The 18,836-nt window shown below is 35.8% G+C and carries 13 protein-coding genes; 10 read left to right on the top strand and 3 right to left on the bottom strand.

Going from position 1 to position 18,836, the window contains the following annotated elements; genetic code table 11:
- Nucleotide 1 precedes the first annotated feature (1 nt).
- The 4 genes from BMW37_RS10945 (at nucleotide 2) to chbR (ending at nucleotide 5,561) form a co-directional block, all read left to right on the top strand.
- Nucleotides 2-1,336 carry an MmgE/PrpD family protein gene (locus tag BMW37_RS10945; protein WP_093320949.1) on the top strand — a complete coding sequence of 445 codons (1,335 nt, stop codon included), beginning with the start codon at nucleotides 2-4 and terminating at the stop codon, nucleotides 1,334-1,336.
- 250 nt (nucleotides 1,337-1,586) lie between these two features.
- Nucleotides 1,587-2,951 (top strand): glycoside hydrolase family 1 protein, encoded by a 1,365-nt coding sequence (locus tag BMW37_RS10940; RefSeq protein WP_093320946.1) that lies wholly within the window; start codon nucleotides 1,587-1,589, stop codon nucleotides 2,949-2,951.
- Nucleotides 2,952-3,257: 306 nt separating this feature from the next.
- A complete protein-coding gene (locus BMW37_RS10935) occupies nucleotides 3,258-4,526 on the top strand; it encodes a PTS sugar transporter subunit IIC (protein WP_093320944.1) in 1,269 nt (422 codons plus the stop codon).
- 177 nt (nucleotides 4,527-4,703) lie between these two features.
- Nucleotides 4,704-5,561: a transcriptional regulator ChbR gene (gene chbR, locus BMW37_RS10930; protein ID WP_093320941.1), complete on the top strand. Its 858-nt coding sequence runs from the start codon at nucleotides 4,704-4,706 to the stop codon at nucleotides 5,559-5,561.
- A gap of 199 nt (nucleotides 5,562-5,760) precedes the next feature.
- Here the strand turns inward: chbR and BMW37_RS10925 are convergent, their stop codons facing one another.
- Nucleotides 5,761-7,245: an OprD family outer membrane porin gene (locus BMW37_RS10925; RefSeq protein WP_143047639.1), complete on the bottom strand. Its 1,485-nt coding sequence runs from the start codon at nucleotides 7,243-7,245 to the stop codon at nucleotides 5,761-5,763.
- A gap of 822 nt (nucleotides 7,246-8,067) precedes the next feature.
- On the opposite strand from BMW37_RS10925, the gene BMW37_RS10920 reads away from it, so the two are divergent.
- The 6 genes from BMW37_RS10920 to BMW37_RS10895 all read left to right on the top strand — a co-directional run bounded on the left by BMW37_RS10920 (nucleotide 8,068) and on the right by BMW37_RS10895 (nucleotide 16,912).
- Nucleotides 8,068-9,381, top strand: coding sequence for an extracellular solute-binding protein (locus BMW37_RS10920; protein ID WP_093320939.1), 1,314 nt, complete (start codon nucleotides 8,068-8,070; stop codon nucleotides 9,379-9,381).
- Nucleotides 9,382-9,455: 74 nt separating this feature from the next.
- Nucleotides 9,456-10,757 (top strand): extracellular solute-binding protein, encoded by a 1,302-nt coding sequence (locus BMW37_RS10915; RefSeq protein ID WP_177168652.1) that lies wholly within the window; start codon nucleotides 9,456-9,458, stop codon nucleotides 10,755-10,757.
- Between the two features lie 76 nt (nucleotides 10,758-10,833).
- Complete coding sequence (locus BMW37_RS10910) at nucleotides 10,834-13,899, top strand: alpha-mannosidase (protein ID WP_093320934.1); 3,066 nt, start codon at nucleotides 10,834-10,836, stop codon at nucleotides 13,897-13,899.
- A 63-nt stretch (nucleotides 13,900-13,962) separates the two neighbouring features.
- A complete protein-coding gene (locus BMW37_RS10905; protein ID WP_218139527.1) occupies nucleotides 13,963-14,862 on the top strand; it encodes a carbohydrate ABC transporter permease in 900 nt (299 codons plus the stop codon).
- A gap of 8 nt (nucleotides 14,863-14,870) precedes the next feature.
- On the top strand, nucleotides 14,871-15,722 hold the full coding sequence (locus BMW37_RS10900) for a carbohydrate ABC transporter permease (RefSeq protein WP_093320931.1): 852 nt from the start codon (nucleotides 14,871-14,873) through the stop codon (nucleotides 15,720-15,722).
- A gap of 59 nt (nucleotides 15,723-15,781) precedes the next feature.
- Nucleotides 15,782-16,912 carry an ABC transporter ATP-binding protein gene (locus tag BMW37_RS10895; protein ID WP_093320928.1) on the top strand — a complete coding sequence of 377 codons (1,131 nt, stop codon included), beginning with the start codon at nucleotides 15,782-15,784 and terminating at the stop codon, nucleotides 16,910-16,912.
- 132 nt (nucleotides 16,913-17,044) lie between these two features.
- Here the strand turns inward: BMW37_RS10895 and BMW37_RS10890 are convergent, their stop codons facing one another.
- Entirely contained in the window at nucleotides 17,045-17,773 is a 729-nt protein-coding gene (locus tag BMW37_RS10890; RefSeq protein ID WP_093320925.1) for an SDR family NAD(P)-dependent oxidoreductase, read from the bottom strand.
- 71 nt (nucleotides 17,774-17,844) lie between these two features.
- On the bottom strand, nucleotides 17,845-18,825 hold the full coding sequence (locus BMW37_RS10885; RefSeq protein WP_093320921.1) for an NAD(P)/FAD-dependent oxidoreductase: 981 nt from the start codon (nucleotides 18,823-18,825) through the stop codon (nucleotides 17,845-17,847).
- Nucleotides 18,826-18,836 lie beyond the last annotated feature (11 nt).

The raw sequence follows: 18,836 nt of genomic DNA, 5'->3' as shown, positions 1-18,836 counted from the left end.
AGTGGACACAGTTACCTCAGCTATTGTATCTAAAATGAATGCTTTTCATCCAGATGAAAAGGCACTGAATTTGGCAAAATTAGGAATAAGTGATTTTTTAGCAGTAACAGTTGCTGTAATAGAGGAATATTCTTTTGATGAGGGCTGGTTAGCATTAAAATCATTGAACAAATATAAAACAGAGCAAGAAATAGCGCTTATATTGGGCTATGCTGGTCATGCTTTAGATTTTGATGATTACCATCCTAATATGCGAGGTCACCCATCAACCGTCGTTTTGCCTGCTTTATTTGCATCTTGCATGAAGGCAGAGTTAGATACGATAGATGATAAGCAATTTTTATCTGCATACTGTTTTGGGATAGAAATTGCAGGTCTTTTGGGACTTGCGGTAATGCCCTGGCAATATGAAACTGGATTTCATGCAACAAGTATGCTTGGAGTAGTGGCAGCGACGGCTGCATTGTGTTTTTTTCACAATACAGATGCAATTATCACAGCAAAAGCTTTAGGGATTGCAGCTACTCAATCAAGTGGCCTTAGAGCTCAGTTTGGTTCTGCCGTTAAACCATTGCATGCTGGTTTAGCTGCTAAAAATGCAGTTTTTGCTTTTGAGTTAGCTAAGACAGATTTGTTTGGTCATAAAGAAAATATTATCCCTGCCTTAATCACTACAACAACTAATGGAAAAGGGAACTTATCAGTTTTTGATTCACCACAATCTGATTTACAAATAGTGAAGCCTGGTTTGGAATTTAAACCTTTCCCTACTTGTGCAGGAACACACTCAGCTGCGCTCTGTGCAAAATGGCTTAGAGCTGATTTAATTATTAGATATGGTCATATAGATAAAGCAATTACTGCAATAGATAAAATAGAAGTCAGTTTCCCTAAAGGGGCTGATATTGCAGCTTCAATCGTCTCGCCTAAAGATGGTATTGAAGCAAGATTCAGTCTTGAATTCGTTATTGCAGCGATGCTACTTAAAAATGAGTTGTACCTAGCAGATTTTTCTTCACACCTTAATCCTACGATTGTTAGCTTAGCAAATAAGGTTAAGCGAAAGGTCGATTTAACTGTTCCTGAAGATAGGGAAGATCCAACCAAAAGATTTCATCATATCAAGGTATATTTAAACAGCGCGGAAGTTATTGAAGGCAGATGTGATCGTCAATCTGTTTTGCAATTAGCTAATGAACCTTTGAATAAATGGATAGCTTGCCTAGCTTCAGATAAGGTTTTAGCTAAAAATTGGTTTGCTTTATGTCAATTTCGGCAACCAGGTACAATAGGACGTATTGTAGCTATGTTATGTACAAAAATTGTTGATGCTTAAATTGTCATTACTAGGTTAATTAATAAATAAAATCAAGCTATGTCATGATTTTAAGTTTCATTTTATAATTGCCCCTACCGATAATGCAGAAGTGTGATCTCTGTCACATTTTTATGTCAATTAAAGACAATTCCAGCAATGAGTGTTCTATCAATTAACTCCTTAAGATCGCTATACTTCTCTTTAACTACTCGTTTATTATTTTTATCACAACTAATTGTTTAATTAAGTCAATTCATAAGGAGACGCTATGAGAGAGGGCTTTTATTGGGGGAATTCAGTTTCAAGTATGCAAACTGAAGGCGCATGGGATAAAGATGGTAAAGGAATGTCGGTTTATGATATTCGTGAGCCATCAGAATTTGCATCTGATTGGAAAGTTGCGACAGATAGTTATCACCGTTATCAAGAAGATTTTGATCATATGCAAAATTTGGGAATGAATATGTATCGTTTCCAAATTTCATGGAGTCGTGTATGCCCTTTAGGGGAAGGTGATTTCAACCAAGCTGGAATCGATTTTTATCATCGCTTTATTGATGATTTAATTGCTCGTGGTATTGAGCCTATGATCTGTTTATATCATTTTGATATGCCACTTCATTTAGCTAATACTTATAATGGTTTTATGAGTAAAAAAGTAGTAGATGCATTTGCTCGTTACGGCACTCGTATGGTGCAAGAGTTTGGACATAAGGTTAAACACTGGATTACGTTTAATGAACAAAATCTTTATCATATGCGTGAAACATTCATTATCTCTGGGTATAGACAAGGCAATAAAACAACCGAAGAGCTTTATCAAATCCAACATAATGTGATGATGGCGCATGCCTATGTTGCTAATTACATACACGAACACACTGATTGTAAAATTACAGGTATGCTAGCCTACTCAGAGGTTTACCCAGCGACTTGTCATCCCGAAGATATTCGTATGGCAAGAGAGTGGGACGAGGTGCTTAATCACAACTTACTCGAAGCATTTACAACGGGTAAATATTCAAACTTTGTGATGGCATTAGCTAAAAACCACAACATTAATATGAATATTTTACCTGGTGAGCTTGAAACTTTATCTAAACTTCGTAATGACTATATTTCATTTAGCTATTATGCAAGTACGACAATCGATCACACTAAAATTCCGGCTGGTACAATTGTGAATGAATATATGGATTATGGTAAAAAAGATAACCCATATCTTGAAACGACAGAGTGGAACTGGCAAATTGATCCGATTGGTATAAGAGATATCCTAAACAAAATTTATTGGCGTTATAAGTGCCCAATTTTCCCGATCGAAAATGGGATCGGAGTCATAGAGTCATGGGACGGTAAAAATGAAATACAGGATGATTACCGAATCAATTACCATAAAAAGCATTTTCAAGCTATTTATGATGCGATGTACCAAGATGGTATTGATGTGATGGGATATCTGGGGTGGGGCTTAATTGACATTCTAAGCTCGCAAGGAGATATGAGAAAACGCTACGGCGTTGTATTTGTCAATCGTGAAAACCATGATTTAAAAGATCTCAAACGTGTTCCTAAAAAAAGTTATCATTGGCTTAAACGTGTGATTGCTAGTAATGGGCTGAATTTAGAGTAGGATTGCCAAATAGTTAATGGTTTAAGAATAACTATATACCCTGTATAACTTGCCATACAAAGTGTATGGCTTTTTATATCTAAGGGATTTCTTATTATTATAATAGAATAAACTAGATTACTTGAATCGTAAATGAGTTGTGTTTACTCGTAAATCTATTTAAGCCTTATATACAATAAAAATATTAACAATCCACTTTGAAAATTGTGATGAAAATTTAGTTCAATTGTAGCAATCAGATTCAAATACAGGAATTACTTTATTTAAATAAAAGATTAGCTAGTAAAATTAAGAAGAGAAAGACCTATGAGTGTTATCGATAAAACAACCCTAGCAGTGGCTAAGTTCAGTGATTTAATTTACTTTAGAGCACTTAGAGATGGCGTTGGTGCAACTGTACCATTTTTCTTTGCTGCGAGTTTTGCTATTTTATTAGCCTACGTTATCTGTCCGCTTATTATTGATTCCGGCGCATTATCCGTTGCACAGCAAATAGCTGAAGCAATTAGGCAAGGTTCTTTATCTATCATGGGGTTATTGATTGCACCATCAGTGGCATTTGCATTGGCAAAACATCGAGGGTTTGATAATCCAGTTAGTGCAGCTTTAATTGCTATTTCAGTCTTTTTTGTGTTTATTCCAATTAATCAAATCATCAGTATTCATTCATTACAGGAAGGGTTGAGTAATCAAATAACTCCTTTTGGCACACCAAGCATGTTAGTGGGTATTGTTATCGGATTATTAGCTTCAGATACTTATATGATGCTGGTCAAACGGAATATAACACTTAAATTTGGCCAAAACGTTCCTCCTCAGGTCGGCAATTCAATTGTTGGCCTGATTCCTTATGCAATAACATTGTTATTATTTTCAATCATTAGTGTGATTCTGAATGTATCAATCAAATTGAGCTTGTTCCAATTGTTTGAAACGTGGATTCAAAGCCCATTACAACTTATTAATACTAGCTTGTGGGGGTATAATATTATCTATGGTTTTGGTTCATTATTGTTCTCATTCGGCATACATCAAACAGGAATTAATAGTGTTTTGCTTGACCCTTTATTATTGTTAAATATAAATGAAAATATTAACCTTCTAGCAGAAGGAAAGGAACTAAATCATATCATCACAAACAGCTTTCAGATTATGTATACCCAAATGGGTGGATCGGGAGGGACATTATCGTTAATCATTGCAATTTTCATTTTTTCGCGTTATCAACCTTCTAGAGACGTTGCTAAAGTTTCAGTCATGCCTGGTATTTTTGCTATAAATGAACCTATGATTTTTGGTTTTCCAATCGTGTTTAATCCAGTTATGATAGTCCCATTTGTTATGGTGCCTCTTATAAGTACGACTGTGGCTTATTATGCAACTTTGTACGGTTTTGTAAGCAAAACAGTTGTCATGGTACCATGGACAACTCCACCGCTTATCAGTGGATACATTGCGACTGCAGGTGATTTTCGAGCTGTTGTATTACAGTTTGTTCTTATCATTCTAGGAGTATTTATCTATTTACCATTTATGAAATACAGTGAGAAAATTATGCGACTACAGCAGGGCTGAGTACCAGCTGTACTAATTGTTAAATACCAAAATCGTTAGTTCTTAATAATTGTTAAAGCCGGTTTAGCGGTAAAATACTACGGTTATGTTTTTATCACTTTTGACAAAGCGATAAAAACTCGGTAGCGTATTGGGAAACTTTAATTAATTATAATACGAGGTAGGCAAAATACTAACATGGATAAATTTGATTTGGATATCGCAGCCCCTGAGAAAATTTTAACCGAAAAGGGATTGTTTAATGGTAAGCATTACTATTGGTTTCTACTGACAAAAGAAAAAAGTGTTTCAGGTAGGCATAAACACGATTTTTATGAGTTTACGATTACAATCGCAGGACGATACCATCAAATTGTTGACGGTAAAAAAATACTACTGAATGAAAGTGAATTCACGTTTATTCCATTGGGCTCAGTACATGAGAATATTTATGATTTAGGGGTGACGACAGTCTTAAATATTGGCATGAGTAAAATAGCCTTTGAATCACTATTTCCTAATTTTTTGTCGATCAATGCATATGCAGGTTATGTGGCAACTGTTGAGTCACATTTTTTTTCTTATATTCAAAGTGCTCTAAATCACTCTATACCAGCAGCTCAAGAAAATACAGTGATAGAATTTATTGAAAATATCATTTTTTATCTCGCCAATCGGTTAAAACGTAGCTCTGAAGTCCCGAATGAAACGATGCCAACCTGGCTTGTAGAAACCGTTAATAAGTTACATGATAAGCGTTATTTTAGAGAGAATGCACTCAATTATATGATTGAGTTTTCTAATAAATCACAAGAATACCTAACAAGAAGCATGAAACGGTATTATGATAAAACTCCTATGCAGCTTATCAATGAAATCCGGATTAATTACGCAAAAACATTACTCTCAGCAACTAATCAAAGCGTTGCGGATATTGCAAACGAATGTGGGTATAGTGATTCAAGTGCTTTCATTAAGCACTTTAAACTGCTTGTGAATGACACGCCTAATCATTATCGCAAAATTAATAAAATTTATCAAAAAGATGAGCATTAATAATCAATTAATTAGGCAATATAACTGATGAATTCAGTAGGTCTATTTAAGTAAATAGATAGTCTATGTGAGTCTTCGGTGAGAATAATACAGCTTGTAGGTATGATATGTATTTAGTTTTCCTTCATTATCATATGAAGCACCAGCCCTTTTAGATGGTGGGCTGATGCTATCATTGTCATTGTTCTAAAATTTCAAATTAAATAATGGTAAAAGGAATGATAACCATTGCTTTGAAATCTTTTTCATCTTGGAAAATATTTGGGAAACTTGCATCATAGCTGCCAAGTTTACTATTATCATTGAAGAATTGAGTATAGTATAAACTAAAATAAGTTCCTTTTGCTCGACCATCTTGAACCGTGTAATTTAGGCCAACACTATATGCTCTTTCTTTGATTCTTTGGTTTTGATCAATATCATCAACTCTTTGACCTAATGCTTCATCAAAGCGCCATGTAACTGGTTTTGCATCCCAAGCGTATACACCAGAAGTATTGACATTCCAGCCTTTTAAGTCCCAGTCATCAAGTGCATAATTTAGTCCTAAGAAAATTGCTTTTTGTCCATTAGCATTAAAGTCAGAGCGGTTATCCCACCAGATATCTCCTCTACCATCACCAGAAGCATAGTTTTTAAATAGGTTTCCACCAAATTCACCAGAACGGCCTTCAGCATGAATCCAGGTCCCCTCTAAGCGAATAGAAACATCATCAACTTTATACCCAAACATGAGTGCTTGTTTCCAAGCAGTTCCATCGTATACATCGTTAATGGTGTTATCTTCAGCTTTATCATTTGCTGCATAAAACCCATAGCTTGCACTTAGTGGTCTATTCATCACATCAAATTTATAGTTGGCACGGCCAAGATAATAATCTATGAACCCTTCTGTTTGTCCAAAAGCAGACTCAATTGAAAAGTCATTTTTAAAATCATATTTGAATCCAGCCGAATGAGCATAAGAAACCCGGGTATTTCTCCCATCTTTTTGATAAAATTTATCCATTCTAGTATGCCATGGCGCCATGTAACGGTTGACCCACATATAAGAAGTACTTAATGCACCTGCAGTACCAAAGTCAAAATTACCACCAATTTCAGCACCTTGATAAGCGCCTGGCGTAAAACTCCAGTTATTGGTTAAGATTGTTTGGCCTTGTGGTTGGATATAACCTGCATTTATCCAAATAGGGTCTGATTTGAATTTTGCCGCTGCTCTAAAAATTTTAGCACCGGAACGATTTGTGCCTCCACAATTTTCATCTCCACCATGGTCAAATTTTTGGGACCAAGATCTACAATTTGATAAGGCAATTTCATTGACTGTATATGGTGTTGTGTCAGAGATACTAAGAGCGCCTACACCTGCAAGTTCAATACCGAACATGTCGGCAGCATAGCCTGATTTATAATCTAAGACGAGATTGGAAGCGGTGTGTACTAAGTTTGGTTTGTAAACAGTATCTCCCCAAGCGACATTTTTACGTGTGCGTTCCCGAGACCAAAAATATAAGCCACCAGTTAGTTTAGATTCATCGAAAAATGGGTTTAAGCTTGATGAAGTTGGAATGTTAGGACTTGGATTGGCGCTAGCAGGTAGTGTTAACCCGATAGTAGAGAATACTACTGCGCTAGCGACGGCACAGGTTAATTTATTTAAACGTGTATTTTTGAATTTCATATGCATTCCTCTTGAAGTGAAAATCATTTAACAGAGTCGGTATGATTCCTTTCATCATATTTAGGTAAGTAAATACCAATCCTAAAAATAACTAAAAACTTATAAATTATTAATCAATGTTAACCAATTTAAATATCAATATTTAACAATTTTCAAAAAAGTAAAATAATTAAAAATATAATAATCAATCTCAGACAATTAAATAATCAATGTAAGACTATTGAAAAGTGTTTTTGTTGATTTTAAATTTAATGTCAACACTGAGTGATTTATAAATCAATAAGGAACTATTAATTATCCTTAATAGCAGTTTTATTTGTTATTAAGTTGATAATAAAAATCATAATATTTATATTTTTTATTTTGTTGATTTATATAGTTTTTATGATTTTTATTTTAGTGACCTTATTGGCTACTGTTATTTGTGATAATTTTAATAAATCATATTTGGTAAATTAGATGTTTAAAAATAATTCTAAAATAGGATATAAAAAAAGCACTTTTTGAATAGCGGTATAATAATGCATTTATTATTTTGTACTGGCAATTGGAAAATTGATTATTTTAGAGATGTACATCACATAATAAGAAATAAATTTACGAATTTGTATCATTTTCTATTAGCATCATCTTACCTAGTCAATAAATAAAATATATTGAATTAACTGGTAAGTGAAATTTAACATTAGGATGAAATATAAATTGTTATATTGATATATTCATTAATACTTTTATCCAGTGATTTATATTAATTGGATTTTTTCAATATGACTGGTAAGCATGCGTTATTAATTGAAGGTTGTTTATCTTAAGAGAGGTTATATGAAATTAATGAGTTCTATGAAGTCTTTATCTAAAAAAGCTTGTCTAGTGAGTTTGTTAGTTGGCAGTGTATTCTCTGCATACGCACAAGATGTCAAGATCGTATACTGGGAATCAGAAGTCATGAGTAAGTATGTTAACCAATTGGCAGAAGAATATAAAAAGATTAACCCTGATATCAATATAATCGCAGCACCAATTGTTGCTTCTGAATCTGATTACTACGCCAAGTTATCTTTGCTTCTCAAAACTGATCCTTCTATAGGAATAGTACGTGAAGACACTTTTAGCCTACGAGCAAATGTTGCCGGTGGTTTTTATGCACCTATCGAGGGAATAGCTGACTGGAGTGATTGGGGGCAATTTTATGAGGGCGTAAAAGAAGCAGGAAGTATTGATGGTCAATTATACGGCATTCCGTTTACTAGTGATACTCGCGGTATATTTTTTAATAGACCTATCATGAGAGAGTTAGGTTACGGTGATGATTGGCAACCAAAATCATGGGATGACATATTAACGACTGCAAGACAAGTTAAAGAGAAATTCCCAGATGTTTTACCATTCTGGTTCTATGCGGGTATGGGTGAAGAATCAACGATGCAAACATTCCAGATGTTTATGTATGGAACTGATGATGAAATGTTTGAAAATGGTAAGTGGGTTGCAGAAAGTAAAGGTATGCGTGACTCATTTAAGATGCTTCAGGACATGACTCAAGAAGGCTTATCAGCTAAACCTTCTTTAGCCACAAATCAGCAAGCAGGCAAAACCATTTGGGAAAAAATGTTTGCAGAAGGCAAAGTGGCTATGTTGCTAGGCGGAGGTTGGAATACGTTTAACTTTAAACATTACAACAAAGGTCGTGATGCTGCATTTGAAGATTGGGGTTTAGCAAAAATGCCTAAACAAAATGGTGATGGTTTTACTAGTATGTCGGGTGGCTACGTCTTATCTATCCCATCAACATACGAAGATAAACAAGCTGCTTTGGACGTAATTAAATTTATGACAAATAAAGATAATTTAACGACTTTATTGGCTGAGTCAGGTGAGTTATCCCCTCGTATGGATGTTGCACAAGATGAAGCCTACAAGAGAATGGATCCACTACGTGTTGAGGCATCTAAATTTTTAGAGTTTACGCATTTTCGCCCAACGACTGAGGACTATCCTAAAATTTCAACTGAGTTACAGCGTATGGTTGAAGCAGTAGTTGTTGGTGATAAAACACCAGAAGAAGCAACGATTGAGTATGGTAAAAAAGTTGAGAAAACGGTTGGTTCTGAGAATGTAATTCGTAAAGCTCTTTAGTAAAAGTGAATAATCCTTAACTTAATGTCACTCAGCTTACTTTAATTAAAAGTGAGCTGAATTTGGAGATGAATATGAAGAAAATAATTAAAAACGTTGCATTAACAGCAGTATCAGCTCTAATTTTAGGCCAATCATTCGCCGCCTTCAGTGTTACTGATGTGAAAGTTGCTTACCGATTTTATGGGACTGACGATCCTTGGCTTGCCAAGATGGTAGAAGATTACAAAGCGATAAATCCAGAAATTAATATTGTTCCATCGCCAATTACCGCCTCTGAATCAGATTATTACGCAAAATTGGCATTGTTATTAAAAACAGATGATTCTATTGGTGTAGTGATTGAAGATACGTTCACATTACAAGCTAATGTTGCTGCAGGATTTTATTCAGAAATACCTGGGGTAGAAGAGTGGTCCGAATGGTCTCAGTTTTACGATGGAGTTAAAGATGCCGGTAAAGTTGAAGGTAAATTTTATGGCATTCCCTACAGCAGTGATGTGAGAGGCATTTATTACAATCGCGATATGATGGAATCAATAGGATTAGGTCGTGATTGGCAACCGCAATCTTGGGATGATATTAAAACTGCTGCCGTCAAAATAAAAGCGCAGTATCCAGATGTTCTTCCTTTCTGGTTTTACGGTGGTAAAGGTGAATCTTCAACAATGCAAACATTCCAGATGTTAATGTATGGCACGAATGACCAAATGTATGAAGATGGCAAATGGGTTGCAGAAAGTCCAGGCATGCTAGCTGCATTTAAATTCATTCAAGAGATGACACAAGAAGAGTTATCAGCTAAGCCGTCTTTAGCAACATCACAGCAAGCCGATAAAACAATTTGGGAAGGAATGTTTCCGAAAAATAAAGTTGCTATGATGCTTGATGGTATCTGGAGTAGTACTAACTTTAGATTCTATGAAGAAGGCATGGATAAAGCTTTTGAAACATATGGTTTTGCAAAGATGCCAAAGCAAAATGGCGATGGATTTACAACCATGTCAGGCGGAATGGTGTTTGCTATCCCATCTATTTATCCAAATAAAGATGCTGCGCTTGAGGTAACTAAGTTTTTAGCTGGTAAACAAGCTATGTTGGATTTATACCGTGAAGGGGCGCAAATTGCTCCTCGTAAAGATGTCGCCGATACAGAGGATTATAAACGTTTAAATCCAATTCGTGTACAAGCCTCAGATTTTTTAAACTTTACTCATTTTAGACCTGCAACGGAGCAATATCCTGCGATTTCTAATGAATTACAAAGAATGATTGAGGCAGTAGTAGTTGGCGATAAAACACCTGAAGAAGCGATGAAAGAGTATGGTGCTAAAGTGGAAAAAATCGTTGGTAGTGAGAATGTAATCCGTAAATAGTTAATTATTAAACGTAGTTGTTATTTTAGTTATCAATTGGGTAAGCCAAGAGGCTTACCCTTTATTTGGAGTCAGTATGAATAATCAAATGATGTTTTTAGAAGGCAAGGTTCAACGCTTTTTATCTATTCTCAATCGTTATCGTTATGAGAATGTTATGAGTGATCTCAAACTTTATTATTGTAAGGGTGAAGAGTTTCAAGCAACAAACCTTAAAGAGGTCAACTTAACCGACAGATGGGGAGGGTATGACGATTATGCTTGGATAAAAATAGATTTTAGATTACCAGCTGAGTACAAAGATCATCCATATAAATTAGGCTTATTCAACTTTGGTGTGACAAGTGGTGGGAACAACAGTGCATTTGAAGCACTTTGTTTTTTAGATGGCAAAATTTACCAAGGTGTAGATAGTAATCACCAAGAAGTATTTTTACCACAAAATTGTATGGAAGGTGAGCTTCGATTTAAGCTTTGGGCTGGCTTAGATGGTGGTGATAAATCGTTTGGCGTTAATTTACATCATGAAATTAAGCAAGCTGAATTTGCTCTCTTAGATAAACCAGTTGATGACCTATACTTTTTGGTTAAAGCAATTTATCAAACTCTAGAGAGATTGGATAAGAATAGTAAAACTTACAATGATGTAGCTGCCGCAGTAGATAAAGCATACAACGCTCTTGAACTTAATAATGAACGTGCAATTCGTCAAAATGCAGCACAAGTATACGCAGCATTGACCAGTGAATTACAATCTATACCTGATTTGAAGCAGGTTATTATTCGTTGTGTTGGGCATACCCATATAGACGTTGCTTGGCTATGGCGTTTGAAGCATACCCGTGAAAAATCAATGCGTTCATTTTCAACAGTCCTAAGACTAATGGAACGTTATCCAGATTATCAATTTTTTCAAAGCCAACCTCAACTTTACCAATATATCAAAGATGATGCTCCAGAGCTTTATGAAGAAATCAAAGCCCAAATTAAGGCCAAGCGCTGGGAACCTAATGGTGCGATGTGGGTTGAAGCAGATTGTAATCTTACCAGCGGCGAATCGCTAGTAAGACAATTACTTTATGGGAAAAAGTTTTTTAAAGAAGAATTCGATATCACAAGTAACTGCTTATGGTTACCAGATGTATTTGGTTATTCTGCTGCACTACCACAAATATTACGTAAATCTGGTATTGATACCTTTATGACCACAAAAATTAGCTGGAATCAATACAATAGAATACCGAATGATACTTTTTACTGGAAAGGTATTGATGGTTCATCTGTACTAACCCATTTTATCACTACACCAACAGAGCCAACAGGCAATTGGTGGTATTACACTTATAATGGTGAAATTAACGCAGGCACAATCAATGGTATTTGGGATGGGTATAGAAATAAATCACTGACCAATGAATTAATTCTCAGTTATGGTTTTGGTGATGGCGGTGGCGGTGTCAACCGTGAAATGCTAGAAATGATCGATAAGCTTTCTATCGTACCTGGTAATAATGAAATTAAAACTGGCTTCGCCGGTGAATTTTTTGATGAATTACATGAAAAAGTAGCTGATAAATCAGTTAATGAATGGGATGGTGAACTCTATCTTGAATATCACCGCGGGACTTATACTTCTCAGGCAAAAACAAAAAAATATAATCGTAAGCTCGAAATTTTATTTAGAAATACTGAAATCACTGCAGCGATTTTAGGCGATGGGTATTATCCAAGTGAATTATTAGAAGCTGAATGGAAAAAGGTTTTAACAAACCAGTTCCACGATATTTTACCTGGATCAAGTATCACGGAAGTGTATGAAGATGCTGAGAAGACTTATGCTGAAGTTGAGCAAACCGTAAGTTCTGAATTAGATTCATTGCTCGGGCGTTCAGTTCAAATAAAAGCCCGTTGCTGGAGTGTAATGAACTACACTAATTTTGAAACTACCCAACTGGTCAAAATTGAAACTGCTGAGGCCATAAACTTTTTTGATAAACAGCATAATCCTCTTCGCTCACAGGCCACATTAGGCGGGTACTATGTTGAAGTCAAATTATTCCCCTTACAAACAACACAAATTTACGGTGAGCAATCAAATCAATCTGTAGATGTTCAAGTGCAAGGTACCTCAATAAATGAGTTACAAAGCGAACGATATCATATTGTCTGGAATGCTCATGGTAAGTTGACCTCTATTTTTGATAAAAAACTTAATAGAGAGATGCTTAAAGCTGGTGAGTTAGGTAATGATCTCATGTTATTTGAAGATATGCCAAGAATGTATGATGCATGGGAGCTTGAACCTTATTATGAAGATAAGCCTAAATCAGTGAATTATCTATTAGGCGTTCATCTTGTTGAATCAGGTGAGCTTTATCAAGCGGTTGAGTTTAAATGGGCCTTTGGTCAATCTGTTTTGACTCAAACAATGGTACTACAAGCTACTACTGCTCGGATAGATTTTATCACTCATGTTGATTGGCACGAACGCAATACCATTTTAAGAACATATTTCCCACTTAATATTAGAACGACTAAAGCAACTTATGATATCCAGTTTGGTAATATCGAAAGGCCTAACCATAAAAATACTGAGTGGGATTTTGCTAAGTTTGAAGTATCAGCACATAAATGGGCTGATATGTCACAGCGTGATTGTGGTATCGCGTTATTGAATGATTGTAAGTATGGTTATAACGCACAGGGCCATGTTTTAGGAATGTCACTTCTCAAATCCCCCGTCTCTCCAGATAAAAATGCAGATCAAGGTGAGCATACGTTTACTTATTCTATCTTATCACATGAAGGCGACTGGTTTGATGGTCAGGTTGAACAAGAAGCACATTGTCTAAATACACCATTTGTTGTCATTGAAGGGGAGATTATTATCGATAAACCTTTTGTGATAACTAGTCAGAATCTTGTCTTAGATGCACTTAAACGTGCAGAAGATGGTAAGGGATGGATTGTTAGGATACATGAATTTGCAGGTCAAGATGCGAATACTGTGTTGATTCCCAATGTGGCATATCAATCATGGTGTGAAACAAACCTTATGGAAGAGAATTTGACTAAATTTACTAAAGATGCGATTAACCTTCACTTAACACCATATGAAGTTAAAACCATCCGTTTAATGTAAAAGGTACCCTAAAGCATTCAATTGCTTTAGGGATAATGAATCAAATTAGCGAGGATCTGGTTTATGATGGCTCAGAGTAAAACAAAGTCATTCCAGTTGACCCCACAAGCAAAAAGTGCGCTGATGTTTTTTTCACCAGCTATTATATTGCTTACGATATTTACGCTTATTCCTGTTGCAATTGCATTGATGTTTTCGATGACAAACTACACCATGACAGGAGTGAATTCAAGAGCGCTTAATTTTATTGGATTTGAAAACTTTACAACCATGTTTGAAGATCCGGATCTAGGGCGTTCTATACTAAACACGCTTATTTTTACATTCTGTTCAGCAATTGTAGGTCAGCAAGTACTTGGCTTTACCTTGGCATATCTCATGAGAGGTAAAGGTAAGAATTTTCGTCGTTTTATCGGTATTTGTGTTTTAGCAGGCTGGGTTACGCCAGAATTAGTTGCGTCATTTAACCTATTTGCTTTCTTTGCTGAAGAAGGGACACTGAACTATATTTTATCTTGGATTGGTATCAGGCCAATTGAATGGCTATTTACCTTCCCTATGGTTAGTATCATCATTGCGAATATATGGCGCGGAACAGCTTTTTCCATGATGATATATGAAGCTGCATTGGCAGATTTACCGGATTCAGTCGAAGAGGCCGCTAGGATAGATGGCGCATCTAAATGGCAGATCATTTATAAAATCATCCTTCCAATTATCAAAAATACTGCAACTACAAACATGATTTTAGTGACATTACAAACGATAGGTGTATTTGGTTTGATATTTGCATTAACAGGCGGTGGACCTGGTGGTAAAACGGAAACGCTTTCAATTTTTATCTATAAACAAGCCTTTGTCAGCTACCAAGTTGGTTATGGTGTAGCCATTTCACTGTTCATGCTTTTGCTCGGTATTGCGATTAGCTTATTGTATATTCGTTCAATGCGAAGCGATATTTAGGAGGCCACATGAGTTCACCTGTGAGTAAATTAGGGAATTATATCTATCATAATCGTCAAAAAATTATACCGTCGATTATTTTGATTCTCATTGCGATTACGTTTTTATTACCTTTCTTATGGATGGCTTTAACTGCATTTGATAAAAATGCTTCGACTATATTAAAAATGCCTAATTTAACCCTCGATAATTTCGAGGCTGTACTTGGTAAGCGTGATAATTATCGGTCAATTTTAATTGGTTTAGTAATGGCATTTGCAACCGGGATTGGCATTGTTGTGATAGCCATTTTAGCGGCTTACCCTCTGTCGCGGTATCAGCTTAAAAATAAGCGTAAAATCCTTTATAGTTTATTACTAATTAGTGGATTGCCAGCGATGGCGGTAACCATACCTTTATATCAGATGTTTTTCTATCTCAGGATCATCGACTCGATATTTTTTACGATTGTTTTAATGATAGCAGGGGGGATTCCTTATGGGGTTTGGTTAATGAAAAATTTCATTGATGCCGTTCCTGTTGAGCTAGAAGAGTCAGCTTGGGTTGATGGGGCAACAAGGCTTCAAGGGATTAGGCGTATTTTATTCCCAGTCATGTTACCTGGTATATTTACTATCTTCATTTTTAATTTTGCAGGGACTTGGGGAAACTTTTTCACTCCGTTTATCTTCTTGAACTCTTCAGAAAAATTTCCAATCGCTGTGACTATTTACCAATTTTTTGGTAATTACGGCATGGTAGAGTATGGGCAACTAGCGGCATTTTCATTGCTCTATACAGCCCCTTCAATCATCCTTTATTTTATTGCTCAGAAATACCTATCTGATGGTTTCAGAATGGGTGGTGCAACGAAAGGCTAGATTGACATTACAAGACAAGCATAAGCACACTGCGATTTATCAAAATTGAGGAAAATATTATGGCTGAAGTAGTATTAAAAAATTTAGTAAAAACTTATACAGAGGGAGAAACTGTTGTCCATGGCATTAACTTAACCATTCAAGATGGTGAGTTTATGGTTTTCGTTGGGCCATCAGGATGTGCTAAGTCCACAACGCTTAGAATGATTGCTGGACTAGAAGATATTACAGGTGGAGAAGTACTGATTGATGGTAAAGTTGTTAACCGTTTAGCGCCTAAAGACAGAGGGATTGCGATGGTTTTCCAAAACTACGCACTATATCCACACATGACAGTATTTGAAAATATGGCATTTGGCTTAACTTTAGCAAAAATGGATAAAGTAAGTATTGCAGCTAGGGTTAGAGAAGCAGCCGAAAAACTTGAAATTACCAATCTATTAGATAGGCGTCCTAAAGATATGTCTGGTGGACAAAGACAGCGAGTTGCCGTAGGGCGTGCAATTGTTAGAAAACCTGCTGTGTTTTTATTTGATGAGCCCTTGTCAAACTTAGATGCTAAATTGAGAGTTTCAATGCGACTTAGAATTACTCAATTGCATAAAGAACTTAAGCAAGAGGGGCAAAATGCAACGATGATTTATGTAACCCATGATCAAGTTGAAGCGATGACAATGGGTGATAGGATTTGCGTTTTAAACGCAGGTCGTATCATGCAAGTCGATACCCCCTTAAACCTCTATAATAAACCCGCAAATAAGTTTGTTGCAGGTTTCATAGGCTCACCTGCTATGAATTTATTAGAGGCGACATTAACAGAGCAAGATAATCGAATTGGAGTCATACTTCACAATAAATGGCTGGCTCTTCCAGAGGAAAGAGCGAATATAGTGAGGCAGCATGTTGGTAAAAAAGTATGGTTAGGGCTACGACCTGAAAGTATAGGTAATAAAAATTCAATGACCTGTACACCTGAAAATACATTAAGAGGTGTTGTTAAAGCTGTTGAGCAAATGGGGAATGAGGAATTTGTCTATTTCGCGATTGGTAAAGAGCAATATACCGCCAGAATACAAGTTGAAGCGGCTGAATCCTTAGAATTTGGTTCTGAATGTGATTTTGGGTTTGATCTTCAAAAAGCCCATATTTTTGATTTTGAAACTGAACAAAATATCGGCCTCGAATCATAAAGACAATCTTGTAATATTTTTACCAAGCCTCTTTAACATTATATAAAGAGGCTTTTATATCCTTTTAATAGATATTTCCTTTAAAATATACAACTCTGCAATTTATTCTCAGGTATGGGCAACCTTCTGTCATTAAGGCAATATTTCTTGCCCATCCCAAGCAAAACACTTACCAGTATCAAGACTTTCTAGATTTTCTATAACTGAGATAAGTTTATAAACAGACTCTTCTGGACTAAATAAATTAGCTTGGTTTATGTTTTTGACAAAAGGCTCAGATAGTTCTGAAGTTACTGTGCCTGGGTGTAATCCTATAACAATAGAGTGCTTGTGGGTGCGATTTGATTCAATCGCAGTACATTTGATTATCATATTTAATGCGGATTTTGAGGCTCGATAGGCATACCAACCTCCTTTTCTATTATCTACAATGCTGCCTACTCTAGCACTTAATACTGCAAACACGGATTTGTTTTCCCTAGAAAGCTTAGGCACAAAATATTTAGCCATCAAAGTTGGAATAATTGTGTTTACTTCAAATAATTTTACTAAATTGCTTGATGTAATTTCATTGAGTGATTTTTCTGGTTTGGTTTTCCCATCATGCAGCATACCTGTTGCAACGATTACTAGATCAATTGAGCCTAATAGATGAATTGATTCGGCTACTGATTTAATTTGCTGTTCATCAAGATAATCTAATGCATGGTATTGCACACCTTCTATAGGGGCAGTAGGTAATTTTCTTGCTAGTGCATAGAGCGTAATACTTGGCATATATTTGGCAAAATAGCTAACAAATGCTTTCCCAATAGCACCATTACTACCAATAATTACAATACGTTTAGGAGAAAATGCCATGTTAACCTCGAAATTTCAATGATAGTGCATGTGTATAGTTAAAGTATCTTATTGATGTTAGAATGAGAAAATTAAGTTGCTATCAACTTTTTAATATAATTAGCTGTTTTCATAGCTGATAAAAATGCACCTTCAACTCTACCACCCATACAATAATCACCGCAAGCAGCGATTTTTAATCTCGGATCGACAAGAAGAACATCTTGCTTCCTATCAATTGTATTAGCAAATTTCCAACCATGAAGCATGGTACACATAATATTATCTATATTAAATCCAAGTAGTTCTTGAGCTTTATGAATTAAATCTTGAGTTGTTACTTCTTTGTCTTGCTCCCAATGTTTCAGTGCATAATCTACAGATGAATGTACGACTAGTGATGTGAGATCAGGTCTATTCGGTTTAGTATGATTAAAAGCAATCCAGCTTAAGTCAGACTGAGTAATGTGAGCACAATCAAATGAAAGAGTTAATGGTTCATGAAATCCTAACATTAAGGCAAAACAAGGTGTCATGTCTATTTGTCTTAATGTATTTAAAAAAATCGCATCATTTGGTAAGAGTTCTAAAGCTTGTGGGGAGGGTGAATTCAGTATTACCCAGTCAAAATTATCATATTCCTGGCCTGTTTCATCGGTCAAAATCCAAAGTTTTGTTCTTTCCAATTTAATGATACGGGTATTAGTCATAATATTTAAATCAGAAGCAATATGCTTTGCAATGGAGTTCATGTTATTTGCTCCGACCCATCTAGGTTCATTGCTTGGCCATGAGGAGCCCATTTTGTGAATGCCTTCAAAAGAAGCATACCTAGCTTGCCAAGATTGCACTATATCTGCTTGAATAAGAGGCTTTAGCCAAGTATTGAATTCATGACTTCTTGCTGTAAAGTATTGAGCACCATGATCAAAAACAAAAGAATCATGGCGACGGGTTGCGAGCCTACCACCAACACCTCTTGATTTCTCAAAGAGCGTCACATTAGCGATTTGATTTAATTGACTCGCAACGACAAGCCCAGCTAACCCTGCACCAATAATAGCAATATTCATATTTCACTCCG

Source organism: Thorsellia anophelis DSM 18579 (assembly GCF_900111395.1).
Lineage (GTDB): Bacteria > Pseudomonadota > Gammaproteobacteria > Enterobacterales > Thorselliaceae > Thorsellia > Thorsellia anophelis.
This window is presented reverse-complemented; position numbering and strand designations above follow the sequence as displayed.

Coding starts and splice junctions, on each gene's coding strand:
- BMW37_RS10940 (WP_093320946.1), top strand. CDS start 1,587: ATGAGAGAGGGCTTTTATTGGGGGAATTCAGTTTCAAGTATGCAAACT.
- BMW37_RS10935 (WP_093320944.1), top strand. CDS start 3,258: ATGAGTGTTATCGATAAAACAACCCTAGCAGTGGCTAAGTTCAGTGAT.
- chbR (WP_093320941.1), top strand. CDS start 4,704: ATGGATAAATTTGATTTGGATATCGCAGCCCCTGAGAAAATTTTAACC.
- BMW37_RS10925 (WP_143047639.1), bottom strand. CDS start 7,245: ATGAAATTCAAAAATACACGTTTAAATAAATTAACCTGTGCCGTCGCT.
- BMW37_RS10920 (WP_093320939.1), top strand. CDS start 8,068: ATGAAATTAATGAGTTCTATGAAGTCTTTATCTAAAAAAGCTTGTCTA.
- BMW37_RS10915 (WP_177168652.1), top strand. CDS start 9,456: ATGAAGAAAATAATTAAAAACGTTGCATTAACAGCAGTATCAGCTCTA.
- BMW37_RS10910 (WP_093320934.1), top strand. CDS start 10,834: ATGAATAATCAAATGATGTTTTTAGAAGGCAAGGTTCAACGCTTTTTA.
- BMW37_RS10905 (WP_218139527.1), top strand. CDS start 13,963: ATGATGGCTCAGAGTAAAACAAAGTCATTCCAGTTGACCCCACAAGCA.
- BMW37_RS10900 (WP_093320931.1), top strand. CDS start 14,871: ATGAGTTCACCTGTGAGTAAATTAGGGAATTATATCTATCATAATCGT.
- BMW37_RS10895 (WP_093320928.1), top strand. CDS start 15,782: ATGGCTGAAGTAGTATTAAAAAATTTAGTAAAAACTTATACAGAGGGA.
- BMW37_RS10890 (WP_093320925.1), bottom strand. CDS start 17,773: ATGGCATTTTCTCCTAAACGTATTGTAATTATTGGTAGTAATGGTGCT.
- BMW37_RS10885 (WP_093320921.1), bottom strand. CDS start 18,825: ATGAATATTGCTATTATTGGTGCAGGGTTAGCTGGGCTTGTCGTTGCG.